19 protein-coding genes are annotated in these 17,371 nt (G+C 49.7%); 7 read left to right on the plus strand and 12 right to left on the minus strand.

The features are described 5' to 3' along the window. Nucleotides 1-121: 121 nt before the first annotated feature. The gene (locus tag IC617_RS04705; protein WP_191143833.1) at nt 122-829 is read right to left on the minus strand and encodes an SIMPL domain-containing protein; all 708 of its coding nucleotides are present in this window, start codon (nt 827-829) and stop codon (nt 122-124) included. Nucleotides 830-1,142: 313 nt separating this feature from the next. On the opposite strand from IC617_RS04705, the gene IC617_RS04710 reads away from it, so the two are divergent. Then, complete coding sequence (locus IC617_RS04710; RefSeq protein WP_191143834.1) at nt 1,143-2,993, plus strand: glycoside hydrolase family 9 protein; 1,851 nt, start codon at nt 1,143-1,145, stop codon at nt 2,991-2,993. 173 nt (nt 2,994-3,166) lie between these two features. Beyond that, nucleotides 3,167-4,744 carry a putative bifunctional diguanylate cyclase/phosphodiesterase gene (locus tag IC617_RS04715; protein ID WP_191143835.1) on the plus strand — a complete coding sequence of 526 codons (1,578 nt, stop codon included), beginning with the start codon at nt 3,167-3,169 and terminating at the stop codon, nt 4,742-4,744. Between the two features lie 17 nt (nt 4,745-4,761). Here the strand turns inward: IC617_RS04715 and IC617_RS04720 are convergent, their stop codons facing one another. The 7 genes from IC617_RS04720 to IC617_RS04750 all read right to left on the minus strand — a co-directional run bounded on the left by IC617_RS04720 (nt 4,762) and on the right by IC617_RS04750 (nt 9,985). Further along, nucleotides 4,762-5,349, minus strand: coding sequence for a hypothetical protein (locus IC617_RS04720; RefSeq protein WP_191143836.1), 588 nt, complete (start codon nt 5,347-5,349; stop codon nt 4,762-4,764). 184 nt (nt 5,350-5,533) lie between these two features. Next, nucleotides 5,534-6,694: a radical SAM family heme chaperone HemW gene (hemW, locus tag IC617_RS04725; protein WP_191143837.1), complete on the minus strand. Its 1,161-nt coding sequence runs from the start codon at nt 6,692-6,694 to the stop codon at nt 5,534-5,536. Then, nucleotides 6,687-7,289 carry an RdgB/HAM1 family non-canonical purine NTP pyrophosphatase gene (rdgB, locus tag IC617_RS04730; protein WP_191143838.1) on the minus strand — a complete coding sequence of 201 codons (603 nt, stop codon included), beginning with the start codon at nt 7,287-7,289 and terminating at the stop codon, nt 6,687-6,689. The genes hemW and rdgB overlap by 8 nt, the downstream gene beginning before the upstream one ends. A gap of 67 nt (nt 7,290-7,356) precedes the next feature. Beyond that, a complete protein-coding gene (locus IC617_RS04735) occupies nt 7,357-7,788 on the minus strand; it encodes a DUF4426 domain-containing protein (protein ID WP_191143839.1) in 432 nt (143 codons plus the stop codon). A gap of 84 nt (nt 7,789-7,872) precedes the next feature. Further along, the gene (locus IC617_RS04740; RefSeq protein ID WP_191143840.1) at nt 7,873-8,415 is read right to left on the minus strand and encodes a YggT family protein; all 543 of its coding nucleotides are present in this window, start codon (nt 8,413-8,415) and stop codon (nt 7,873-7,875) included. A 23-nt stretch (nt 8,416-8,438) separates the two neighbouring features. After that, complete coding sequence (proC, locus tag IC617_RS04745) at nt 8,439-9,263, minus strand: pyrroline-5-carboxylate reductase (protein ID WP_191143841.1); 825 nt, start codon at nt 9,261-9,263, stop codon at nt 8,439-8,441. A 17-nt stretch (nt 9,264-9,280) separates the two neighbouring features. Further along, nucleotides 9,281-9,985 (minus strand): YggS family pyridoxal phosphate-dependent enzyme, encoded by a 705-nt coding sequence (locus tag IC617_RS04750; protein WP_191143842.1) that lies wholly within the window; start codon nt 9,983-9,985, stop codon nt 9,281-9,283. A 34-nt stretch (nt 9,986-10,019) separates the two neighbouring features. Between IC617_RS04750 and IC617_RS04755 the strand changes: the two genes are divergently transcribed. The 4 genes from IC617_RS04755 (at nt 10,020) to IC617_RS04770 (ending at nt 13,285) form a co-directional block, all read left to right on the plus strand. After that, nucleotides 10,020-11,054 (plus strand): type IV pilus twitching motility protein PilT, encoded by a 1,035-nt coding sequence (locus tag IC617_RS04755; protein ID WP_191143843.1) that lies wholly within the window; start codon nt 10,020-10,022, stop codon nt 11,052-11,054. A gap of 20 nt (nt 11,055-11,074) precedes the next feature. After that, nucleotides 11,075-12,193: a PilT/PilU family type 4a pilus ATPase gene (locus tag IC617_RS04760; RefSeq protein WP_191143844.1), complete on the plus strand. Its 1,119-nt coding sequence runs from the start codon at nt 11,075-11,077 to the stop codon at nt 12,191-12,193. Between the two features lie 3 nt (nt 12,194-12,196). Further along, nucleotides 12,197-12,499, plus strand: coding sequence for a hypothetical protein (locus IC617_RS04765; RefSeq protein ID WP_191143845.1), 303 nt, complete (start codon nt 12,197-12,199; stop codon nt 12,497-12,499). 78 nt (nt 12,500-12,577) lie between these two features. Next, nucleotides 12,578-13,285: a PilZ domain-containing protein gene (locus IC617_RS04770; protein WP_191143846.1), complete on the plus strand. Its 708-nt coding sequence runs from the start codon at nt 12,578-12,580 to the stop codon at nt 13,283-13,285. Here the strand turns inward: IC617_RS04770 and ruvX are convergent, their stop codons facing one another. The 4 genes from ruvX to rsmE form a co-directional block, all read right to left on the minus strand. Continuing rightward, complete coding sequence (ruvX, locus tag IC617_RS04775) at nt 13,286-13,717, minus strand: Holliday junction resolvase RuvX (protein ID WP_191143847.1); 432 nt, start codon at nt 13,715-13,717, stop codon at nt 13,286-13,288. Further along, nucleotides 13,717-14,283: a YqgE/AlgH family protein gene (locus IC617_RS04780; RefSeq protein WP_191143848.1), complete on the minus strand. Its 567-nt coding sequence runs from the start codon at nt 14,281-14,283 to the stop codon at nt 13,717-13,719. Before IC617_RS04780 ends, ruvX begins: the two co-directional genes overlap by 1 nt. An 82-nt stretch (nt 14,284-14,365) precedes the next feature. Next, a complete protein-coding gene (gshB, locus tag IC617_RS04785; RefSeq protein ID WP_191143849.1) occupies nt 14,366-15,325 on the minus strand; it encodes a glutathione synthase in 960 nt (319 codons plus the stop codon). Nucleotides 15,326-15,334: 9 nt separating this feature from the next. After that, a complete protein-coding gene (gene rsmE / locus IC617_RS04790) occupies nt 15,335-16,066 on the minus strand; it encodes a 16S rRNA (uracil(1498)-N(3))-methyltransferase (protein WP_191143850.1) in 732 nt (243 codons plus the stop codon). Between the two features lie 342 nt (nt 16,067-16,408). Between rsmE and IC617_RS04795 the strand changes: the two genes are divergently transcribed. Next, nucleotides 16,409-17,281 carry a heparin lyase I family protein gene (locus IC617_RS04795; RefSeq protein WP_191143851.1) on the plus strand — a complete coding sequence of 291 codons (873 nt, stop codon included), beginning with the start codon at nt 16,409-16,411 and terminating at the stop codon, nt 17,279-17,281. Nucleotides 17,282-17,371 lie beyond the last annotated feature (90 nt).

The raw sequence follows: 17,371 nt of genomic DNA on the forward strand, positions 1-17,371 counted from the left end.
GGAAGACAGAATTTACCCTAGATGCGTGAAGCACAAGGCGCGAAAATATCCCAATAAGAAAAATGCCAGTCAGCTTAACTGACTGGCATTAGGCTGATTAGCCCCTTTTTCGTTTCTAGGCCTAGTCAGCCAAGTAATACACCACGGTTGAGACCACTCGGACTTTTTTGATGTGTGGGCTGCTTTTATCTCTGGCGCTAATCGAAAACTGACCCTGTCGAGCCGACTTTATTTTGCCGAGTTGACTGTGCGAGTCGGCGGCAAATTTCTCTGCCACTTTGCGAGCATTTTGGGTTGCTTCTTCAACCATTGCCGGCTTGATGTCGTTGAGTTTGGTAAACAGGTAGTCAGTGCGGTAGCTGCTGTCCTCCAAGGTTATTCCTTGCTTCCCAAGCTCTAGCAATTGCGCCATGGTGTTTCTGACGGTGTCGACTTTTGCGCTGTAGACGGTCAATGTTTGTTGCGCACTGAAGCGGAATTCGGGCCGATCGCGGCCGTAGGAATTTGCCCAGCGATCTTGCATGGCCGGCGATGATAAGCTGATAGCGGTCTCGTCAATGCCATTGAGTAGCAGAAACGCTCGGATCTTTTTGGCATTGTTTTGCAGATCTTGATAAACCGATGCTTGGTCATTACCCGCGACATTAAAGCGGATTGGCCAAATCACAATATCAGCATTCACTTCGCGCTCAGATAAACCTTTCACCGTGACGGTGCGATCATAGCTACGGTACTGTTTAACCGCCGAGGGTAGCGCTAAGCCAATGATGATGGCACTGATTATCAATGCGACTGATACCGTGAGTAGATTAACAGAGCGACTTTTCATGCTGCAGATCCTAACTATTGATTGCTCTTAATCATAAATCATTGCTCTCACTTTGCGTCGAGTGGTTTAACCAAATGACTCTGTTTAATTTGCATGAGACTGATCACGAATAAAATGATAACGTTTTCATTTGTTGCAGGGTTTGCGGTAACATGATTTTCGAAAACGCTTTCATTTATTCGTTATGCCTTGGTGGGCAGGCAATTCGCAACAAAAAATAACTATAAAAAACATCGCTTATTAGAGCCTGTTCAGTTTTGCTGAAAAAACACACAGCAAAAATCAACAGGCTCTAAGTGACGGAGATATTTTAATGCAGATCACACAAATAGTTGGCGCAGCATTAGCCTGTTCAATTTTGGGCTTAGCTGGCTGTGGTAGTTCCGGTGGGGGGAGTAACACTGGAGCGGATACTGGCGCCGATAGCGGACCGGCCGAACAGTTATTGAGCCAAATACGATTAAATCAATATGGCTACCCAGTTGGCGGCGATAAATTTGCCACTGTGGTCACCGGTGCGGCAGTGCCATTAAGTTGGAATATTACTACCGCCGGTAATGGTGAAGTGGTGCTTGAAGGGCAAACGCTGGTACTTGGCGCCGATAAGGCGGCGGGCGAAAAATTACATCGGGCCGATTTGTCTGGTCTGACCGAAGCCGGATCCTATGTACTGAATGTCGAAGGGGCTGAGAGCCGGCCGTTGCTGGTGGCTAACGAGTTGTATGGCGATCTGTTCGTCGATAGCGCTCGGTTCTACTATTTTCATCGCATGGGAGTAGCCATCGAGTCGCCATTCCTGCACAACCCACTGCATGGCCACCAAGCGATTCATCCTACCGATGATGCCCTACCTTGTTTCGACAATTGGTGTGGCGAAGGGGTGACCTTAGACGTCAAGCACACTTGGTACGATGCCGGAGACTTTGGTGCTTATCCTGTTAACGTGGCCATTTCCACTTGGACTTTGCTCAATGCCTATGAGTTTGCTGCGCTGGAGTTTTCCGATCAGCAGTTAACACTGCCTGAAAGTGGTAATGGGATTCCCGATCTGTTGGATGAAGTGCGCTTCGGCAGCACTTTTATGGGCGGTATGTTGCCACCAGGCAATCAATTAGCCAGCCATAAAATTCACAATCAACAATGGAGTGGTTTTGAGGGCAATATTGATCTTGAAAACAGCATGGAGCGCTACGCGCAACCACCTTCGACCGCAGCCACATATGCAATTGCCCGAAATGCCGCGCATTTAGCTCGAGTATTTCTCGAGTATGATGCCGACTATGCCCAGCAACAGTGGCTACTGGCTAATGATGCTTGGCAGCGCGCCGAAACAAATCCGGTTGTCTATTACACCAGCGCGACGAAAGATTCTGCTGGTGGTGGTGATTATGATGACACCAATATCCTTGATGATCGCTACGCCGCGGCGGCTGAGCTGTGGATTTCATCTGTTGCTTTTGATCGCGCCAAAACGGCTGGATTTGCCGAACAGGTGCGAAGCGCTGAAGACTTCCTCGGGTTTGATGAAAACGGCGCGCAGCAATGGCAGTCGGTTGAGGGCAATGGTTCGTTGTCACTTTGGTTGCATCGAGACCAAGTTGGCCTCAGCGAAGCTGAGCGACAAACCTTGCAAGCCAACATTCTGGCAACGGCGAAACGAGCACAAATCAAGCTGGATGCAAGCGGCTATCCAATGGTTTACAACCCGAGTGAATTAACGCCAGAACAGATTTGGCCTTGGGGTTCTAACTCGTTTGTGCTGAATCGTTTGATGCTGCTCGGTTATGCCCACCGATTAACCGGCGATGTGGCACACCTGCGCAACATGTATCGGGGGATGGATTATTTGCTCGGCAACAATCCACTCGATTTGTCATTTGTCACCGGCTATGGCGAACATTATGAGCGTGACTTACACGATCGTGTTGCCTTTCCTTTGCTGCGCGATCAAGGTATTGAATTCCCGCCTGGCTGGGTTGCCGGCGGTCCTCTGACTGGCTGGCAAGGTTGTGACAACGCGACACCTGAAACTGGCGCCCCAGCAAAACGCTACGGCCCAGCAGGCACAGCAACAGAGGCATGGTGTTCTAAAGAGGTAGCGATTAACTGGAACAGTCCGCTGGTCTGGGTCACGGCTTATCTCGCCGCAACCCCGCTGAACTAAATTCGTCCGAGGTTAGAGCCTGTGACGTCGATTGCTACTGTGAGCAAGCGATGTTTACAGGCTCTTTTAGATCTATGTGGGCTAAGCCGTAATTTCTGATTCGCGTTTGGGCAGGCATCGGGTTAAGCTTCAGTTGGAATGAAGGCTAGGGCATTAGGATTTGCCGAGGAACAATGTTTAAAAAACTCGCTACCAGCTACGCGCTGCGCATCAGCATCTACTATCTGATTTTTGGCTTACTTTGGATTTTGTTTTCTGATGCCATCCTCAATGCCTTGGTCACCAATCAAGCGGTCAACGAACAGATGCAGACCTACAAGGGCTGGTTCTATGTCTCGCTCACTGCGCTGTTATTTTTCTTTTGGGCGAAACGAGCGCTTGATCGGATTCAATTACTCAGCACCGTTGATCAGTTAACGGGCCTGAAAAATCGCGAATGGGCGATGGAATATGGTCGCTCGCTGGTTGAAAGCGGAGCCCGATTCTATTTAATTGCCATCAACATTGATGACTTCAAGCTGGTTAACGATTCTGAAGGCCATGCCAAGGGCGACGATATGCTGCGCCATATGAGCCAGTTGCTGCGCCATATGAGCCAGTTGCTGCGCGAATGGGCGCCGGAGCCAGATAAAATTGCCCGCATCGGCGGCGATGAGTTCGTTATTTTTGATCGCCAGTCGGACTATTCCGAATTACGCACATCCCTCAGTATGCTGTCGGTAAAGCTGCGCCAATCGCGCACCTTTATCAGTAAAACCGTCCCTTTTAGTGCATCCGCTGGGGTTGTTTGTCACCCCGATGACTCCAGTTCATTTAAGCAATTGTTATCTGATCTTGATGCCACCATGGATCATGCTAAGAAGCAGGGCAATGGCCAAATCTGCTACTACCACTCGTTTATGAATGAACGCTTAAAGAACCGCGTGACCATGATTAAATCGCTCTATGAGGCGGTTGAAAAACGAGAGTTTGATGTCCACTACCAACTGCAAATTGATACCAAAACCAACAAGGTACTTGGTGCTGAAGCGCTGTTGCGATGGAAGCTGATGCAGGTATCTATTCCGCCATCAGAATTCATTCCTTTGGCTGAGGAAGTTGGTTTGATCAACCAAATCAATGAGATAGTTCTGACTAAAGCCATCTTGCAGCTTAAGGATGCTGGGCTGCTCGGCACCGCAATTCCAAAAGTGGCAATCAATATTTCACCCATGCAATTCAAAACGGCATCGGATGCGCACGCGTTACTTGAAGTGGCAAGCCGATTTGCTGATGATTTGCCCCATGTTCGCTTTGAGATGACCGAAACCTCGGTGATGGAAAATGTTGATGATGCGCTGGTGATCCTCAACCAATTGTGTCGCCTTGGGGCGTCCATTTCGATTGATGATTTTGGCACTGGGCATTCGTCACTGGGCCGTCTGAAAGAGTTGCCCATTGACGAGATTAAGATAGATCGCGCCTTTATTCAGGATATTCCGGGCGATCCGCAGGGCGAGGTGATCGTCAAAACCATCATTGCGATGGTCCAGACCATGGGCCTTGAGCTAGTTGCCGAAGGTGTTGAAACCAATAATCAGGCTGAGTTCTTGTCCAGTCACGGTTGTTCGGTGCACCAAGGCTTCTTATACGCTAGACCGGTTCCGATTTCTGAGCTGCTAAGTTCGCCCCCGCTGATCAAACTGCTCAATATCGCGGGAGCAACCGGTGATAACGTCACTTCAATTTTCGCCAGCAAAGCGAAACGCTAAGTGGCCGTATGTTAGACCTAATTACTGGTTGACTTGCGAATCGACAAGGCCAGTGCTTTGGTGTGGACCACCACAACCTGATCGCCCACTTTCACTTTATCTAAATGCTCGGGATGGCGACGAACGGGGAGCGTCGATACGGTTTGATTCGGGCCGCGCAGTGTCACCGTTTTATTAACCCGATCAATAGCCACGATATCGGCAATAATCTCGGTGGTATCCACTGCTGAGATATTCGGCTCATCACCTTGTTTGGCTTGATCCAGTTGTTCAACTCGGTTGATCCGCGGTGAGCCATCATTCACTTGCACATGAACCGCAACAGACTCGGTGTATTCGGTATCGACCAAATCGCCAACCGCCAATTGCTCAAAGTTAGTCACCGCATCAGATGCGATTAGTGTCACTTGACGCCCCGCTTGCTCCACCGTAACCGTCCGAGAAGGGTAATCGATACCGATAATTTTTGATGTGCTGGTCGTGACGGCCGATTGCAATACATCCGGTGCGATCACCTTATCGCCAGGTGCTGGCGTATTTGAGCAGGCCGAGACTAGCAAAGCGCCGCAGCAGGCCAACATTGGCAAAACAATCTTCTTCATCATTACCTCTATTTCCTAGGTTGTTTAGGCTCCGACAGCTGTGCTTCGGTTAAGTTCGCCAAGATTAACAGGTTCTAGTTATTGATTGATTTTAATACCAATCCATGCAGACAGTTGCTCTGCAAGTATGGAACAGATTTGGCGATTTGCCGGTAATGTGCCGGTTGAATTGTTGTGTTGGAGCGAATTAATCGCTGAGTGGGGCAATGACCTGGTTAAAAAAGTTCAAACCCAACTCAGTCATTTGCCAGCTCACGTCGTCGACACGCATGGTGCCTTGTTGTTGCTGTTTACTGAGAAATGCTTCGATAGTGGCCAGCGGCAGCCCAGTGCGCTGTTCAAATTCCTCTAAAGGCGCAGGCTGACATAGCCGCGCCCGATTCATAAAGTATTCGAATGGAAGCTCGTCGGTGGCCACCGGCTCTACTCGCAAACGATAGTTGTCTGCCGCCAAATAAGGCGCAGGTGCGGTGATCTTCACCGACCGAATCACGCGCTGCAGATCGGGCTGGGTTATTTTGCCATGGGCACCACAACCAATGCCGATGTAATCGCCAAAGGTCCAATAATTGAGATTATGGCGGCACTCAAATCCGGGCTTGGCATACGCTGAGATTTCATAGCGCTGATAGCCAGCATCACTCAGTAATTGATGACCCTGCAGGTTAATTTGTTCGAGAATGTCCTCGCTGGGAAGCTGAGGAGGTTGGCGGTAAAACGGTGTATTTGGCTCTAGTGTCAGTTGATACCAACTTAAATGCGGCGGCGCCAATTGGATTGTCTGCTGCAAATCATCTAGCCCAGTTGCTAACTGTTGCTCGGGTAAGCCATGCATTAAATCCAGATTAAAGCTGTTCAGAGGTAATTGTTGCGCCAGTTGCGCAGCCCGTATTGCTTGCTCTGGGTTATGAATTCGGCCCAACAGGTTTAACTGCTGGCTCTGCAAACTTTGCACACCAATCGACAAACGGTTAATACCTGCGGCGACAAAACCAGCAAATTTGTCAGCTTCGACCGTGCCAGGGTTGGCTTCCATGGTGACTTCACAGTCGTGACTTAAAGCGACAGTGTCTTTAATGCCTTGCATCAAAGTGGCAACAGCGGCTACTGACAACAAACTCGGCGTACCGCCACCGATAAATATCGAGCGGATCTCTCGCCCCTGTACCCAGTGCAGATCAGCGCGAAGATCATTTAGCAACGCTTGCACATAGTCGAGCTCTGGGATTTGCCCTCGCAGCGCATGGCTATTGAAATCGCAATAGGGACACTTTTCCACGCACCAAGGCACGTGGATGTAGAGCGATAGGGGCGGTAACAGCAACTGAGCCAAACGTGTATCAGCCATGGGCGAGAAAATCGGGCAATTGCGCCACTAATTGCTTGAGTGCTTGGCCCCGGTGACTGATGGCATTTTTGTCTGCTTTGCTCAGTTGCGCAGCGCTGACGTCAAGGCCTTCGGCGATAAACACCGGATCATAACCAAAGCCACCATCACCATCGGCGCTCAATGCTATTTTGCCCCGCCAGCTTCCTTGGCAAATCAATGGCGTTGGGTCGTTAGCGTGACGCATGAAGACCAGTACACAGCGAAAACGAGCAGTGCGTTGTTCGGTGGCCACACCATCAAGTTCAGCGAGCAATTTGACCACGTTGTCATGATCGCTGGCATGCTCGCCGGCATAGCGTGAGGAATAAACGCCAGGGGCACCATGCAGGGCATCGACTTCTAATCCCGAATCATCGGCAACGGCTGGTAAGCCGGTTAATGCGGCGGCATGGCGAGCCTTGATGATGGCATTTTCGACAAAGGTGGTGCCCGTCTCGGCGACTTCTGAAACTTGATATTCACTCTGAGCAACCAAGTCGATCGATAATGGTGCCAACATTGCAGCGAGCTCCGATACTTTGCCCGGATTACCAGTGGCTAATACCCACTTCATTGCTATTCCTCGATGATGTCTTTTTAATGGCCGCGAATCATATCAGATGCCGGCCAAATCGAGTGCATTAGTTGACGTAGAATTTCTTCATAAACTCGACCGGATAGGTGCCCTCAGGTGTGGTTATTTGCAACTGAAAGCGAAAGGTTTCTTCGTTGCTGTATTTGATCTGGTCAAGGTAGTAGACCGCTTTACCTTCTTTAACTTCGGTAAAATCCAGCGGCACGTTGTGGCCGATAAGATTCTTAGCTTGGCCAGTAATGGTAACCGCCGTTGGCAAGTTGCCAGTGCGGGTATCGAGCACTGAGATGTTGATAACACCAATATATTTGCTGCGCTCAAGGCGGTAAGCCTTGGCGACTTCAGCCGTTAAAAACGTGCTTTGGAAGGCCGAAAAGTGAATTTGATAAGGGCCAGCGTTGTGCACTTCAGCGTGGGCGGCTGGAAACCAACTGAGACAGCTGATTAACAGGATCAGAGCGAAATTGAAGTGTTTCATACCGCACTCCTGCAATTGAGGTTCGTTAATTATAGGAAAGGTTGGCGCAGCAAAAGATTTCACTGCGCCATTTCATGAAGATGATCAGAGGATTTGTTGAAACAACAGTACCTGAAAGAACTGCAGGGCAATCAACAGCACCAGCACCGAAAGATCTAAGCCGCCTAACGAAGGGATGATCCGGCGGATCGGAGCCAGCATTGGCTCGGTAAGTTGATGCAGAGCCGCTTCAACCGGATTGTAGCCTTGGCTAACCCAGCTCAAAATGGCGCGGATCACCAACACCCAGAACACAATGTTGAAGGCTTCTTTGATAACCGTTAAACCGCCGATAATAATGATTGCTTGCGGCGATAATTGGCTGCCTGCCATCAACAATAAAATGGTGATTTTCAAACAAGCCACGGCAAAGGCAAACAGCACCGAGGCGGTATCCAAACTGCCTAGCGATGGGATCACTCGTCGCAACGGGCCAATCACAGGGTGAGTCGCTTTCACGACGAATTGGCTCAGTGGATTATAAAAATCAGCTTTCACCAACTGCATCCAGATGCGCAGTAAGATCACCATTAGATACAGGTTAAAAATGGTCTCAATCAAAAATCCAAAAGCGGATTGGGTTGCCATAATCAGGTCCTTTCCAGCTGCAGTTAAAAAAGTTGTTCCATTTCTTCGGCCCGCGCGACGCAAGCGCGCATGGCTTGGTCAACCAAGCCAGCCAAGTCTTGCTCTTTAAAGGTTGCCACGGCTTCGGCTGTGGTGCCACCTTTTGACGTCACTTGAGCGGTCAATTCAGTGAATGACTTTGACATTTCCGATGCCGCTAGGTGACTTGAGCCAATTGCTGCTTGTTGGACAAATTGGCGTGCGGTATCGGCATCTAGGCCCATGGCTTCAACGCTCTTTTGCATTGCTTCCATGAACATGAAGAAATAGGCTGGCGCGCTGCCGCTGGCGGCAATCACCAGATTTAAGCCTGCTTCGCTGCCAACCCATGCGGTTTTGCCCACGGCTTGCATGAGTGCGGCGGCTGTGTCGCGATCGGCGTCGCTGACCTGCTCATCGGCATACAAGCCTGTCATCCCCTGACCAATCAGGCATGGGGTATTGGGCATGGTCCGAACCACCCGTTTGGCATTACCGAGCAGTGCTCTTAATCGCGCGACTTTAATACCAGCAGCAACAGAAACAATCAGTTTGTTTGCCAATTCAGGCTGCTCTGAGAGTAACGGTTCACATACCGTTGCCATTAATTGTGGCTTCACTGCCAGCACGACGGCATCGGCACTGGCGACACATTGAGCATTGTTGGTGTAGGTGTTCAATCCGGGAAACTCGTCAGCCAGGGCTGCTAGCTTATCGCTGTCGGGATCGCTGACATGAACCTGAGCGGCTGGTTTACCTTGTTTAATCAGCCCTTTTAGAATCGCGCTGGCCATGTTGCCGGCACCAATAAATGCAATCTGTTGAGACATGCTTGTTCCTGTTTCCATTACTGTTCTGGCGCCGCTTTTGGTTGGCGTGCGCCGAAAATGGCTGTGCCAATTCGAACCATGGTGCTGCCATGGTGAATCGCCGGCTGCAAATCCTGAGTCATTCCCATCGATAGGGTATCGACCGATGGGTAGTTGCGTTGCAGCAATTCGAGCTGTTCTGCCATTAGGGTAAATTGTTGTGCTAATCGAGCTTGATCGGCGGTGTTTTCGACGATTGCCATCAGGCCTCTTAATTGCAGCTGCGGCAGCTCATCGATAAGCGCCGCTAATGGACCTATCTCGGCCACGCTGACGCCTGACTTTTGTGGCTCGGCGCTGGCATTAACCTGAATACAGACATTCAGTGGTTTCAGGTTTGCTGGCCGCTGATCATTCAAACGACGGGCGATCTTGTCGCGCTCGACAGTATGGATCCAATCCATGTGCTCGGCCAACGGCCGCGTCTTATTCGATTGAATGGGGCCGATAAAGTGCCATTGCAACCCCAAGTGGCTTAATTTTTGGGCTTTTTCAACTGCTTCTTGGGCGTAGTTTTCGCCAAAATCGATCTGCCCTAAAGCCGCTACTGCTTCAATGTCACTGACAGGTTTGGTTTTTGACACTGCCAGCAATTTGACGCTGCCTGCAGCGCGGTTGGCTTTTTGCGTGGCAACTTGAACTTGGTCGTAGGCAGCGGCGTAACGCTCTGCTAGGGTTGGCATAATTTTGTCACGGCTCAATCTGGAGTTTCAGGCCATGGATATTACCGAACTTTTGGAATTCAGTGTTAAACATAAAGCCTCAGATTTACATTTAAGTGCTGATATGCCGCCGCTTATTCGGGTGGACGGCGAAGTTCGCAAGCTCAATATTGCCCCGTTAGAACACAAACAGGTTCACGCGCTGATTTACGACATCATGAATGACAAACAGCGTCGTGACTATGAAGAGCAGTTAGAGAGTGATTTTTCTTTCGAAGTGCCTGGTTTGGCGCGCTTTCGTGTCAATGCCTTTGTTCAGAACCGTGGTGCTGCCGCCGTATTCCGGACCATTCCATCCAAAGTTCTGACGTTAGAAGAGTTGGGCGCGCCCGATATTTTCCGCCAACTGAGCGAAAAACCAAGAGGGCTGGTATTAGTCACCGGCCCAACCGGTTCGGGTAAGTCGACGACGTTAGCGGCAATGATTGATTACATTAACTCCAATCGTTTCGACCATATTCTTACCATTGAAGACCCGATCGAATTTGTTCACGACAATAAAAAGTCGCTGGTCAATCAGCGCGAAGTCCATCGCGATACCCATAGCTTTAACAACGCGCTGCGCTCAGCATTGCGGGAAGATCCAGATGTCATCTTGGTTGGTGAGATGCGGGATCTGGAAACCATTCGCTTGGCAATGACTGCTGCTGAAACGGGTCACTTAGTGTTCGGCACCTTGCACACCACTTCGGCGCCAAAAACCATTGACCGGATCATCGATGTGTTCCCTGCAGAAGAAAAATCCATGGTTCGATCGATGCTATCGGAATCGTTGCAAGCGGTCATCTCGCAAACGCTGCTCAAACGCAATGGCGGCGGTCGGGTGGCGGCCCATGAAATCATGGTGGCGACGCCAGCAATTCGAAACTTGATTCGCGAAGATAAAATCGCCCAGATGTACTCGGTGATTCAAACGGGGATGGCTCTAGGCATGCAAACCTTGGATCAGTCACTGCAAGATCTGGTTAACCGCGGCATGGTGTCTCGTGAAGAAGCCATGAAAAAAGCTGGCGGCAAACAAGCCCTGTAACGGCCAAAGGAACGTATAAGATGGAATTACTGACTCCTTATCTAGCAAAGATGGTGGCGCAAAAAGGTTCCGACCTGTTTATTACGGTTGGCGTGCCGGTCAGCATTAAGGTCCATGGCCGAGTCGAACCGCTTGATGACAACAAACTCGACGCAGACGCTGCTCGCCGCATTGTTGAAGACACCATGAACCAATCCCAGCTTGCTGAGTTTAACGACACCAGCGAGTGTAACTTTGCCATTGCGGTCAATGATGTTGGCCGTTTTCGGGTTAATGCCTTTTGTCAGCGAGAGCACGTGGGCATGGTGATCCGCCGGATTGAAACCACCATTCCGGATGCCGATGACTTAATGCTACCGCCAATCCTGAAAGATATTATTTTGTCCAAGCGCGGTTTGTTCTTGTTTGTTGGCGGTACCGGCACCGGTAAATCGACCTCGATGGCCGCCTTGTTGGGCTATCGCAACATCAAGACCTCGGGTCATATTCTGACCATTGAAGATCCCATTGAATTTGTCCATGAGCACCGTGGCTGCATTGTCACCCAGCGCGAGGTCGGCATTGACACGCCAAGCTTTGATTCTGCGCTGAAAAACAGTCTGCGTCAGGCGCCGGATGTGATCATGCTCGGTGAGATCCGAACCTCAGAAACGATGGAATATGCCCTGAGCTTTTCGGAAACGGGCCACTTGTGTATTGCCACCTTGCACGCCAACAACGCCAACCAAGCACTGGATCGGATGTTGCACTTAGTACCAAAGGAAATGCAGGACCAGCTGCTGTTTGATTTGGCGCTCAATTTGCGGGCGATTGTGGCGCAGCAATTGGTGCCGACCAAAGATGGTCAAGGCCGACGCGCGGCGATTGAGATCCTGATTAACACCCCTCATGTGTCGGATCTGATCCGCCGCGGCGAGGTTCATCGCATTAAGGAATCGATGGCTAAATCAAGAGAGCAGGGCATGCAGACCTTCGATCAGGCCTTATTTGATTTGTACAAGAAGGGCGACATTAATTATGCCGATGCCCTTCATGCCGCTGACTCTCCGAATGATTTGCGTTTGATGATCAAACTGGATGACGGAGATTCGGCATCGAAAGGCATGCTCGATGGGGTCTCGATTGACATGGATGACTAACCAATGGGGTGGACTCCAGAGCTGATTATTCTGGCGCTCAATGGGGTATTGCTGACCATTTCCTATGGTTGGCTCTACCCTAGGTATGTCAAAGACAACATGCGTAAATTGATGATCAACGATGTCGCGGCCTTTGTTGTTGCCTTGATCGTTGCCGCTGGTTTGTTTATTGGCAAAGACATCCACTTCAATGCCTTATTGTTTGAGGCCAATTGGTTTTGGTTCACCTTGTTAAGTTACACCGCTCTTGAAATCCCCTTTTCAATTCGTTACTGCAATAAATATAACTTGTGGAAAAAGCTGTAGTTACAGCTATTGAACTGGCGATGTTTAGGCTTGTCAGCTATAGCTAAGACATTGAATTGATCATTGAAAGGCTTTTTCGTGTCTATTTTTGATGAGCGCTATATTGGTGAGCCGGAACAGATCCAAGGATTAGTCAGCCACCTGAGAACTGGCAACCTCATCGATTTTCAGTTGAATTCCGCTGTTCCGCTGAGAATGAAGTTCAAGCTGGTTGGTTTCGATATCGGCAACTTCTTTATTTTTAGTGTGCCATCATCGAGCTACAAAGCTCATGCAGAAGAACTAAACGCTGGCCACGGTTGTGTCGTCCGAGCCGTGATAGGCGGTGATTTAGGCCATTGCATTGCCTTTCAAAGTAAAGTGATGATGCTGCAAAAAACGCCTCGCCCTTTGTTATTTGTAAGTTGGCCGCAGCAAGTGGAGAACTTCCGTTTACGCAAAGAGTTACGCGTCGGTACTCGCATTCCGGCCACTTTTATGGACAAGGAAAACGGCCAAAGCGCCAAAGGGCAATATCATTTACTTGAAGGCACGGTAATGGATTTATCCGTGGGTGGTTGCTTGTTTCAGTTGCCTTGGACTATTCAGGCGGGCGCAGTGCCAATTAGCCATGGTTTGTTGAAAATGACCTTTCCATCTCGCCCTGATGATCCGTTATTTGTGCCAGCTCAAGTGCGCCGGGCGACTCGAAAAAGCCAAGAGCACATGCATTTAGGGTTGCAGTTTGAGCCGGTCGAAGAACTCATCGAATTATTCCACCACATCAACTTAGAAAGTCGGCTGTAGCTAGTTCCACAGGTTTTCAAAATAGCTTTCGACAATGAGCACGGCTGATACGCTGTCGACTTTGTCTTTACTCAGCGCTTTGAAACCGCCAAGTTCGAATAGCCGAGCGCGGGCATCGACCGTGGTCAGCCGTTCATCTTGCAATTCGACTTGGTAGCCAAAGCGGCCGTGTAGGCGGTTGGCGAATTTACGAGCGCGCTGAGTCAGCTCTTGCTCGCTGCCATCCATGTTTAACGGCAGGCCAACCACCAATAAGTCCGGCTGCCACTGTGTTAGTAGCGATTCTACCTGTTGCCAGTTCGGCACTCCGTCATTGGCCTTGAGCGCCGCATCAGGAGATGCAGTCCCCGTGATCTCCTGACCAACAGCCACGCCGATGCTTTTGGTGCCATAGTCAAAACCGAGAATGGTTCGCTCGCCAACTGCTTTCACTAAGCGTGACCTGCCTGCGGGCTGATGCTGGCAATATCAATACCGAGCTTGTGGCCAGATGCTTGCCAGCGCATGGACGCATCGACATCGAAAATAATGCTTTGGTCGGCAGGGATCACGAGCCAAGAATTGTCAGCAATTTCTTGCTCTAACTGGCCAGCATCCCAGCCTGCGTATCCTAAGGTCACCAGAAACTTACTGGGCTCTAAGTCGGTTCCAAGGATCTGCAAAATGTCTTTCGAGGTGGTGACCATCAGATCGTCATCTAAGCTGAGGCTCGATGACCAGCCAGGTTGCGCCGTGTGCAAGACAAAGCCGCGCTCTTGGGCAACTGGCCCTCCGGCGAAAATCGGTTGTTCAAGATTGTCCGAAGACAAGTCATCACGATGCAGATCTTGCACCTTAGACAACAGCTCAGACAGGCTTAAATTTTTGATTGGATGATTGATGATCAGTCCCATGGCACCTTGATCATTGTGCTCACAGATATAAGTGACCGAGCGCTGGAAGTAAGGATCTTCCAGCGAGGGCATGGCAACTAACAGCTTACCTTGGAGACTTTCCATACGACTCGACTCTGGTTCTCTCATATGTTCATTATGGCAGTAATACCAATCGATGTAGACATTTGCTCGCCGCAATACGTTCTTAACCGGCTTGCTGAGCCAGTTTGTCGGCAATTGCGTCCATCAGACGGTCGGCAATACGAACGTCAAAAGCGGCCTCAATTTCGCGAATACAGGTCGGGCTGGTGACATTAACCTCGGTCAGGCGATCACCAATCACATCTAAACCGACAAACAGTAACCCGCGTTTTTTCAGCTCAGGTCCAACGGCGTTGGCAATCGCCCAGTCGGCGTCGGACAATGGCCGCGCTTCGCCGCGACCGCCTGCCGCTAAATTACCGCGAGTTTCACCGCCTGCTGGGATCCGTGCGAGGCAGTAAGGCACCGCTTCGCCATCGATCATTAGGATGCGTTTGTCGCCATCTTTGATTGCAGGCAAATAGTTTTGAATCATGGCATAGCGTTGGCCGTGCTCGGTTAGTGTTTCAATGATCACGCCAACATTGGGGTCATCTTGTCGAACCCGAAAAATCGACGCGCCACCCATGCCATCAAGCGGCTTGAGAATGACATCGCCATGTTCTGCTAAAAACGCTCGAATTTGTTTCGCCTGACGGGTCACTAATGTGTCTGGGGTATGCTCGGCGAACCACGCGGTGAACAATTTTTCGTTGCAATCGCGTAGGCTGGCAGGCTTGTTGACGACCAGCACTCCTTGTTCCTCGGCGCGCTCCAACATGTAAGTGGCATAAATAAATTCGGTATCGAACGGCGGATCCTTGCGCATTAGAATGGTATCAAGTTCGGTCAGTGGCGCTTCAACCGGCTCACCTAGGGTAAACCAATCATCCGCGTCTTCTTGAACGAACAGTTTGCGCATGGTGGCAAATGCGTTGCCTTGGCGGAGGTAGAGGTCATTCATTTCCATGTACCAGAGTTGCCAGCCGCGAGCTTGGGCTGCCAGCAACATGGCAAAGCTGGAGTCTTTTTTAATGTTGATGCCCGCAATCGGGTCCATCACGATGCCCAGTTGTACCGTCATTTTTTATCCTTATCCTAAATCGCCAAAGCGTGTTTGCAGCGCAGTTAGCGCCGTGAGTGCAGCGGTTTCGGTGCGTAACACTCGGGGGCCAAGCAAAATGCTCTGATAACCGTGTTCGCCAGCGGCCGCAATTTCTTGTTCACTGAGTCCACCTTCTGGACCAATCAGCAGACGCACGCCAGCCGCAGGCACAGAATCAATACCATTGATGCCGTGTTGGGCACTTGGGTGCAGATTGAGCTTAAGCTGTTCGGTTTGCTCAACTAACCATTCAGCCAAACTGACCGGCGAATTGATTTGGGGCACTAGGTTGCGGCCACATTGTTCGCAAGCACTAATCGCCACTTGCTGCCAATGTTGAACTTTCTTTTGCCAACGTTCTGCTTGTAACTTAACACCACAGCGCTCGGTAATTAATGGCGTAATGGCATCGACACCCAATTCGACAGCTTTTTGAATCGTGAAATCCATTTTGTCGCCGCGGCTGACACCTTGTCCGATGTGCACTTTTAAGGGGGACTCGACGGAATGTTCTAGCGCCTCGCCAACATCTGCCACAACGTTGCGCTTTTCAACCGCAGCGAGAATCGCAGGGTAGGCGAGTCCTGATCCATCAAACAGCTCAATGGTGTCGCCGACTCTCATTCGAAGCACTCTGGCGACATGGCCTGCAGCACTATCAGATAACTGCACCTGAGACTGAGAGTGCAAAGGTTCTGGGTGAAAAATACGAGTGGTCACAAATCAGTTTCTTTGCTCGTTGATCTTAAACAAAGAAATGGGGGCAGGCGGTAAAATTTCAAGTTGTTGCAGATTTTTCCGGATTGCAGGTTAAGGGCAAAAAACTCAAATAATTCCGTACATCTGCTTTCTGCTGCTCGCTCGGTAGTGATCTTTGAGCTTGCCGCGGCCAACAGACTAACTTCTATTTAGCAAGCTGATATGTCAATGGTTTTTTTATGCAATGACAGAGACTGTGAGCAGCTTAATTTTAAGCTTGATGTAACATGACAGTTACAAAATTTTACCGGTAACATCGGAGTGGTACTTAACATACGACTGCAAAAAATAAAGAGCTGAATTATGAGAAAACTGTTTCTAAGCGCGGTGCTTATTGCGCCACTTTGCGCTACTGCCCAAGTTGATTGGTACGCTGATCCTAATAAGCCCCTGACAGACTCCTTTCGCCGTCTAGATCAAAACGCAGGTAGCTCAACAACCTGTGCTGATCAGACTGCAACATCGTCAAACCCAACTGTATCTCCTTATGGCAAGATGTGGAAAATCGACAAACCTGTTGGTGCCCGAAGAGGAGAATATGCAAGAACAGAAGGCTTCATTCATCCAGAGGGCAGGGGGCGATTTTACGGGTGGCGCTTTCGAATTAATTCCAATCCTGATGCTGTGGATAAAGTGACCGTGTTTCAATGGAAAACGGCGATCGATAGTAATGGCACAAGTGGTACACAGAACTACCCCATTAACATGGAATACGAGCATGGCACGCTGAAGTTGGAAGCTTTTGGCCCTTGTACAGACAGCAACGTGGCGAGCACCCCTCCCCTGTGCAGTAATTACCCATCTCAAAGGAAAGTCACACTAAAATCAGTGCCTTTGCCGGAGTTTGGTTGGGGCGAGCTTGTCTTAAAAATTTTTAAAGATGACGACCCGAATGAAGGCTATGTAGAGTTCTACTACAACGGCGTTCAGCAAACATTATCCAACGGCAGCCCAACCGGTGATTTCAGAGTAACGTTTAAAAATGGCGACTACAAAAGAGCGTACTTGAGAACAAGTGATGGCGATGTTGGGCCACAAGATTCTAAAACCGAAAATATGTACCCCAAATGGGGAGTTTATAACCTCAATTCTTGTGGTTATGACGTCAACGTCTTTTTTGACGAAATGCGCGTCGGCAGATCATTTAATGATGTTGATCCATCTAATTATGATTAAGCCCTCCAAAGAGACTAGTGTTAACTAGCCCTCTATCATTCTGAGCCAAGGATGGCTTTATAAAAGCTCCAACTTTCCCTGCTACGACAG

Source organism: Neiella litorisoli, from assembly GCF_014773395.1.
GTDB lineage: Bacteria > Pseudomonadota > Gammaproteobacteria > Enterobacterales > Neiellaceae > Neiella > Neiella litorisoli.

Bases quoted from the DNA above. Each gene is read 5' to 3' on its own strand.
- IC617_RS04765 (WP_191143845.1), top strand. From the start codon at position 12,197: ATGGGGTGGACTCCAGAGCTGATTATTCTGGCGCTCAATGGGGTATTG.
- proC (WP_191143841.1), bottom strand. From the start codon at position 9,263: ATGTCTCAACAGATTGCATTTATTGGTGCCGGCAACATGGCCAGCGCG.
- rdgB (WP_191143838.1), bottom strand. From the start codon at position 7,289: ATGAAGTGGGTATTAGCCACTGGTAATCCGGGCAAAGTATCGGAGCTC.
- IC617_RS04750 (WP_191143842.1), bottom strand. From the start codon at position 9,985: ATGCCAACCCTAGCAGAGCGTTACGCCGCTGCCTACGACCAAGTTCAA.
- IC617_RS04795 (WP_191143851.1), top strand. From the start codon at position 16,409: ATGAGAAAACTGTTTCTAAGCGCGGTGCTTATTGCGCCACTTTGCGCT.
- IC617_RS04720 (WP_191143836.1), bottom strand. From the start codon at position 5,349: ATGATGAAGAAGATTGTTTTGCCAATGTTGGCCTGCTGCGGCGCTTTG.
- gshB (WP_191143849.1), bottom strand. From the start codon at position 15,325: ATGACGGTACAACTGGGCATCGTGATGGACCCGATTGCGGGCATCAAC.
- IC617_RS04755 (WP_191143843.1), top strand. From the start codon at position 10,020: ATGGATATTACCGAACTTTTGGAATTCAGTGTTAAACATAAAGCCTCA.
- IC617_RS04780 (WP_191143848.1), bottom strand. From the start codon at position 14,283: ATGGAAAGTCTCCAAGGTAAGCTGTTAGTTGCCATGCCCTCGCTGGAA.
- IC617_RS04735 (WP_191143839.1), bottom strand. From the start codon at position 7,788: ATGAAACACTTCAATTTCGCTCTGATCCTGTTAATCAGCTGTCTCAGT.
- IC617_RS04710 (WP_191143834.1), top strand. From the start codon at position 1,143: ATGCAGATCACACAAATAGTTGGCGCAGCATTAGCCTGTTCAATTTTG.
- IC617_RS04740 (WP_191143840.1), bottom strand. From the start codon at position 8,415: ATGGCAACCCAATCCGCTTTTGGATTTTTGATTGAGACCATTTTTAAC.
- IC617_RS04705 (WP_191143833.1), bottom strand. From the start codon at position 829: ATGAAAAGTCGCTCTGTTAATCTACTCACGGTATCAGTCGCATTGATA.
- hemW (WP_191143837.1), bottom strand. From the start codon at position 6,694: ATGGCTGATACACGTTTGGCTCAGTTGCTGTTACCGCCCCTATCGCTC.
- IC617_RS04760 (WP_191143844.1), top strand. From the start codon at position 11,075: ATGGAATTACTGACTCCTTATCTAGCAAAGATGGTGGCGCAAAAAGGT.
- IC617_RS04715 (WP_191143835.1), top strand. From the start codon at position 3,167: ATGTTTAAAAAACTCGCTACCAGCTACGCGCTGCGCATCAGCATCTAC.